Below are 5,157 nucleotides of genomic sequence, written 5' to 3'. Positions count from 1 at the left end.
TCTCGCCTCGTACTCTTCCTGCAACCGAAAGGGGGACCTACGCCTGGACGGCGGGGATGTTCTCGGTGATCTTCCGCATGACCGCTGCCGCGTGTGAGTTCAGGTAGAAGTGGCCGCCGCGGAAGACGTGCATGTCGAACGGGCCGCTGGTGTGCTCTTTCCAGCGCTCGGCCTCGTCCAGCGACACGTGCGGGTCGGAGTCGCCGACCAGCGTGATGATCGACGCGTCGATCTTGATGCCGGGCGGGCAGCGGTAGGTCATGATCGCCGTGTAGTCGCCGCGCAGCGACGGAAGGATCATGTTCACGAGCTCGGGGTCGTCCAGCATCCGCGTGTCGGTGCCGCCGAGCCGCCGTACCTCGGCGATGAGCGCCCGGTCGCCCTCCTTGTGCACGGTCTCGACGCGTACGCTCGACGGCGCGCGCCGTCCGGACGCGAAGAGCACCAGCGGCGAGACGCCGTCGCCCATCAGCCTCTTGGCCACCTCGAACGCGACCACCGCGCCCATGCTGTGCCCGAAGAAGGCCATCGGCCGGTCCGCCAGGGGCAGGATCTCCCCGGTGAGGCGATCGGCGAGGGTGCCTATGTCGTCGATGCACGGCTCCAGGCGGCGTTCCTGCCGGCCCGGATACTGGATCGCCAGGACGTCGAGCCGCGGTGCGAGCTGTTTGGCGACCGGGTGGAAATAGGAAGCGGAGCCGCCCGCGTGCGGGAAGCAGATCAGACGGGTGGCGGATGCCGGCGCGGCGAAGAACCGCCGTACCCACGCTCCGGTTTCGGTGATCACTGAACATTCCTTCCTCTGCCGACAGGGAATTCGGCACCACGCCGCGGGATATCACCGTTCATTCCAGCCCATGCGGCCGCGGCGTAGCCACGGGATTCGCCCCCTAATGTCCGGGGGTATTCCCCTAACGAATCCGCCGACGCTCCGGCGCGCGGTGAAGCCGCGTCGAGATAAGGGGCGATAAGGGTTGCCCGAGCGCGTCAGGCCGTGCTCAGCAGGGCGGACGCCCGACGGCCGGCACGCCTAGTGGGCGCTAGGGGTTACCCCGCTTTCTCCGCTCACAAATACTTGTGACACCCGGACCGGGCGCATCAACGCGGTACGCAAGGAGAAACGATGGACTTTGGTCTATTCTATTTCGCGGACGATGTCAGGGCGGGAACCGACCAGTACCGGCTGCTGCTGGAAGGGGCCAGGTTCGCCGACACCCATGGATTCTCCGCGGTGTGGACACCCGAGCGGCATTTTCATGAATTCGGCGGCCGATATCCCAATCCCGCCGTGAGCGCCGCGGCCGTCGCCGCCGTGACCGAGCGGGTCGCCATCCGCGCGGGAAGCGTCGTGGCGCCGCTGCACCACCCGGTTCGCATCGCCGAGGAATGGGCCATGGTGGACAACCTGTCCGGCGGCCGGGTCGGCGTGTCCTTCGCCCCGGGCTGGCATGTGGTCGACTTCGCGTTGCGGCCCGAGAACTACGCCGGCCGCCGGCAGGTGACGACGGACACCATCGACACGGTGCGGCGGCTGTGGCGGCAGGAGGAGGTGGAGCTGGTCGACGGGGCCGGCGAGTCGGTCAAGCTGCGCGCCTACCCGGCGCCGGTCCAGCCGGAGCTGCCCACGTGGCTCACCAGCTCGGGCAACCCGGAGACGTTCCGCCAGGCGGGCGATCTCGGCTACGGCATCCTGACGCACCTGCTCGGCCAGAGCCTGGACGACCTCGTGCGCAAGGTCGCCGACTACCGCGAGCACTACGCCAGGGCGCACAGCGGCACCGGCCACGTCGCGCTGATGCTGCACACCTTCATCGGCGAGGACCGCGCCCGCGTGCGCGAGATCGTCCACCAGCCCTTCACCGACTACCTGCGCAGCTCTCTCGGCCTGGTGCTGAAGGCGGCCGAGGACCTGATGCCCGGCATCGACCCGGACTCGATGGACCCGGAGGACATCGAGTTCCTTCTGGAGGTATCGTTCGACCGCTATTTCGACACGGGCGGCCTGTTCGGCACGGTCGACGATGGCATGGCGGTATTGAGCTCGCTCCAGGAGATCGGCGTCGACGAGGTCGCCTGTCTCATCGACTTCGTCCCCGACACGGACACCGTCCTCGACGGGCTGCGCCACCTCGACGAGCTCAAGCGGCGCTGGAGCACACGATGATCGACAGCCTGAGGCTGAGGCGCGTGCTCGGCCACTACCCGACGGGGGTCGTCGTGATCGCGGCGCTGGAGGACGGCGAACCGCACGGTTTCACGGTCAACTCCTTCACCTCCGTCTCCCTCGACCCGCCCATCGTGAGCTTCTGCGCCGCCCACACCTCGGCCACCTGGCCCCGCATCAAGGCCGCGGGCGCCTTCACGATCAGCGTGCTGGGGGCCGGGCAGGAGCAGGTGTGCCGGTCGTTCGCGGCCAAGGGGAGCGACAAGTTCTCGGGGGTCGGCTGGTCGGTGCGGGAGAGCGGTCACCCGGCGATCACGGGCGCGGTCGCGTGGATCGACTGCGTCCTCGATCTGAGCCACGTGGTGGGCGACCACGAGCTGATCCTCGCCAGGGTGGTGTCGCTCACCGTGAACGACTCCGACGACGACCCGCTCGTCTTCCACCGCGGGCGCCTCGGCCGGGTGTGCGCCGAGACCTTCCCGATCCTGACGCGCCGATGCCCGGCGCCCGCCTGATCAAAAAAGCCCAGGCCACCTGAGTGACCTGGGCTTTTCGCTGTGCGCCGCCAGGGACTCGAACCCCGGACCCGCTGATTAAGAGTCAGCTGCTCTGACCAACTGAGCTAGCGGCGCAACAGGTGTAACTGTATCAGCCGCCGAGCCCTGACCGCACATCATCCGAGCCGCCCCGCCAGCCTCTCGTACGCTCCCAGCACCAGCTCCCAGAATCCCTTGACGTCGATCGACGTGGCCACGAGCGCGTTCGAGTCCTGCTCGCTCACCTTGAAGTCCGTCACGGTCATCCCCCGCGTGTAAAGCCCGGCGGTCTCGACGTTCACCGTCGCGGGGACGCAGGTGAAGAGGGAGGGATCGAGCACGTACGCCACCGCGCACGCGTCATGGATGGCCGGCCCGCCGTCGGCCGTCACCACTCCATAGAACTGCGCGGCGGGCACCAGCAGCTCGGCCAGCCTGCCGAGCGGCCGCATCCGGTCCAGGACATCCGAGGTGACCGTGGCGGACAGGGTGACGTCCAGCCCCAGCATCCGCACCGTCCACCCGGCGCCGAAGACGATGGCCGCCGCCTCCGGGTCGGCCAGCATGTTGAACTCGGCCGCCGGATTGTGGTTGCCACGCGTGAACGAGCCACCCATGATCACCAGTTCGCGGGCCCACTCCACGACGCGCGGCTCGCGGCGTACGGCGAGGGCGATGTTCGTCAGCGGGCCCACGGCCACCAGCGTGATCTCGCCCGGAGCGGCCTTCAGGGTCTCCACGATGAAGTCGACCGCGTGGCCGTCCGAGGGCCCCAGCTGCGGGGTGGGGAGCACCACGCCGCCGAGACCCGTGGTGCCGTGCACGCGGGTGGCGCGCACGGTCTCGCGCAGGAGGGCGCCGGCGCTGCCCGGCGTCACGGGGACATTCCCCATTTCCAGGAACTCGCGCAGCGCGAGGGCGTTCGCGGTGGTCAGGGAGAGGTCAACGTTGCCCCCCACGGTGGTAATGCCCACCACGTCCAGGGAGGGGGAGCCGGCGGCGAGGGCCAGAGCGAGCGCGTCGTCGATGCCGGGGTCGCAGTCAATCAGCACTTTCTTCACGAAAGGGGAGGATACGCATAGATCGGGCCGGGCAGTTCCCCCAAAGCTGCCCGGCCCGATCGGCGGCGGTCCAGGCCGGCGCTTCCCCCAAAACGCCGGCGGTCCCGCACTGGCGAACCGCGGTCCCCCTCCGCGTCCGCTTCGGTGAAGGTCTATTGGCCTCTTGACCTGCTACAACGCTACCGAGACGAATGCAACGGTCGCGTCATAACGGGGTCGAATATCTGTTTAATCCGACTACGGAAGCTCCAACCGAACCTCCGTACCTTCCTGAAGCGACCTGCTCACCGTGCAGTACTTCTCGTGCACCCGCTCCGCGACCGCCCTGAACACCTCGTCGGCCTCCTCCGAGGGCAGCTCGACGTCGTACGTGACGGTGACCGGGCCCAGCTTGCTGGGCTCGACCTTCTCCGCCTGCACCGTCATCGCCAGGCGGACCAGCCGGTGACCCCGCTTGGCGGTCAGCGGCTCGACCGTCACGATGTTGCATCCGCCCACGGCCGCCAGCAGCAACTCCACCGGGGTGAACACCCCGTCCTCGTCCCCGCTGCCCATCCGCACCTCGGCGCCGCGGGCGTTCGTGGCCCGGAAGCCGCCGTCCTCAGTTCGTTCGACACGCACGTTAGCCATGTTTCAGACCCTACTCAGAAACCTTTAATGTTCATTCAGCATCGTGAGTGGCATGGCTAGCGAGGCGAATGCGAACCAAGGTCCCATCCTCTTCTGGTGCGGGGTCGCGGTGGCCGAGTTCGGTGCGATCCAGCCGGGATTCGGCTACCCATGGCGACCCAGTGCCTACGCCGCCGCGGCGCTGCTCGTCGCGTTCGGCCTGATCACCGTCAAGGCCGCCGACTACCTCCGCACCGAGGAGGCCAGGCAGCGCCTGCGGCTCGGCAGCTATCTCGCCGGCGCGCTGCTGGTGGCCCACCAGTTCAGCTCCACGGCGTACGTGACCGACCTCAGCCGCGCCGGCTCGCTCGTCCTGTACGCGATGGCGGCCGTCATGGCGGTCTGGAGTCACCAGCTCTCCCACGCGACCAGGCCGACCCTGCTGATCGCCACCGGCCTCGACGCGGCCGCCCTGCGCGAACGGCTGGCCGGCACGCCCGGCACCGTGGCCGTCTACCGCACCGAGCGCGCCACCGACGAGCTGCGCGACCTGGAGGCCCGATACGGGCTCATCCTCGTCGAGGGCGCCGAGCACGACCCGCGCGCCAAGGAGCGCCTGAGCGCCTCCGGCCTGAGCCGCCAGATTCCCGACATCGCCGAGCGCGACGTGGTGGTGGCCGGTCCGCGGCAGTTCAAGAGGTACGTACGCGGCGCGTTGTCACGCCTTGCTGTCCCAAGATCACAAATTCATTTCAAATCACGGCAAAAGGTTTAGCTCCACATTACG

At 68.4% G+C, this 5,157-nt stretch carries 6 protein-coding genes and 1 tRNA gene; 3 read left to right on the top strand and 4 right to left on the bottom strand.

Annotated elements, in window-relative coordinates:
• Positions 1–37: 37 nt before the first annotated feature.
• Complete coding sequence (locus AB0J87_RS49755; protein ID WP_363979363.1) at positions 38–787, bottom strand: alpha/beta fold hydrolase; 750 nt, start codon at positions 785–787, stop codon at positions 38–40.
• Positions 788–1,123: 336 nt separating this feature from the next.
• Between AB0J87_RS49755 and AB0J87_RS49750 the strand changes: the two genes are divergently transcribed.
• Together AB0J87_RS49750 and AB0J87_RS49745 are read left to right on the top strand one after the other, a co-directional pair.
• Positions 1,124–2,164: a MupA/Atu3671 family FMN-dependent luciferase-like monooxygenase gene (locus AB0J87_RS49750; RefSeq protein ID WP_363979360.1), complete on the top strand. Its 1,041-nt coding sequence runs from the start codon at positions 1,124–1,126 to the stop codon at positions 2,162–2,164.
• Positions 2,161–2,679 (top strand): flavin reductase family protein, encoded by a 519-nt coding sequence (locus AB0J87_RS49745; protein WP_350741595.1) that lies wholly within the window; start codon positions 2,161–2,163, stop codon positions 2,677–2,679. The genes AB0J87_RS49750 and AB0J87_RS49745 overlap by 4 nt, the downstream gene beginning before the upstream one ends.
• 43 nt (positions 2,680–2,722) lie before the next feature.
• Here AB0J87_RS49745 and AB0J87_RS49740 read toward each other — a convergent pair.
• The 3 genes from AB0J87_RS49740 to AB0J87_RS49730 form a co-directional block, all read right to left on the bottom strand.
• Positions 2,723–2,796 (bottom strand) — tRNA-Lys (locus AB0J87_RS49740).
• Between the two features lie 41 nt (positions 2,797–2,837).
• Positions 2,838–3,761: a nucleoside hydrolase gene (locus AB0J87_RS49735; protein WP_363979357.1), complete on the bottom strand. Its 924-nt coding sequence runs from the start codon at positions 3,759–3,761 to the stop codon at positions 2,838–2,840.
• A 237-nt stretch (positions 3,762–3,998) separates the two neighbouring features.
• Positions 3,999–4,391, bottom strand: a complete 393-nt coding sequence (locus AB0J87_RS49730; RefSeq protein ID WP_363979354.1) for an OsmC family protein — start codon at positions 4,389–4,391, stop codon at positions 3,999–4,001.
• Positions 4,392–4,443: 52 nt separating this feature from the next.
• Between AB0J87_RS49730 and AB0J87_RS49725 the strand changes: the two genes are divergently transcribed.
• Positions 4,444–5,145: a hypothetical protein gene (locus AB0J87_RS49725; protein ID WP_363979351.1), complete on the top strand. Its 702-nt coding sequence runs from the start codon at positions 4,444–4,446 to the stop codon at positions 5,143–5,145.
• Positions 5,146–5,157: the final 12 nt, after the last annotated feature.

Source organism: Nonomuraea sp. NPDC049625 (genome assembly GCF_040675285.1).
In the GTDB taxonomy this organism is placed as follows: domain Bacteria; phylum Actinomycetota; class Actinomycetes; order Streptosporangiales; family Streptosporangiaceae; genus Nonomuraea; species Nonomuraea angiospora_A.
Note: the sequence above shows the minus strand (reverse complement) of the source record. Positions and strands in the feature narration are given on the sequence as shown.

Excerpts from the sequence above, each read along its gene's own strand:
- AB0J87_RS49750 (WP_363979360.1), top strand. The coding sequence starts at position 1,124 with ATGGACTTTGGTCTATTCTATTTCGCGGACGATGTCAGGGCGGGAACC.
- AB0J87_RS49730 (WP_363979354.1), bottom strand. The coding sequence starts at position 4,391 with ATGGCTAACGTGCGTGTCGAACGAACTGAGGACGGCGGCTTCCGGGCC.
- AB0J87_RS49745 (WP_350741595.1), top strand. The coding sequence starts at position 2,161 with ATGATCGACAGCCTGAGGCTGAGGCGCGTGCTCGGCCACTACCCGACG.
- AB0J87_RS49725 (WP_363979351.1), top strand. The coding sequence starts at position 4,444 with ATGGCTAGCGAGGCGAATGCGAACCAAGGTCCCATCCTCTTCTGGTGC.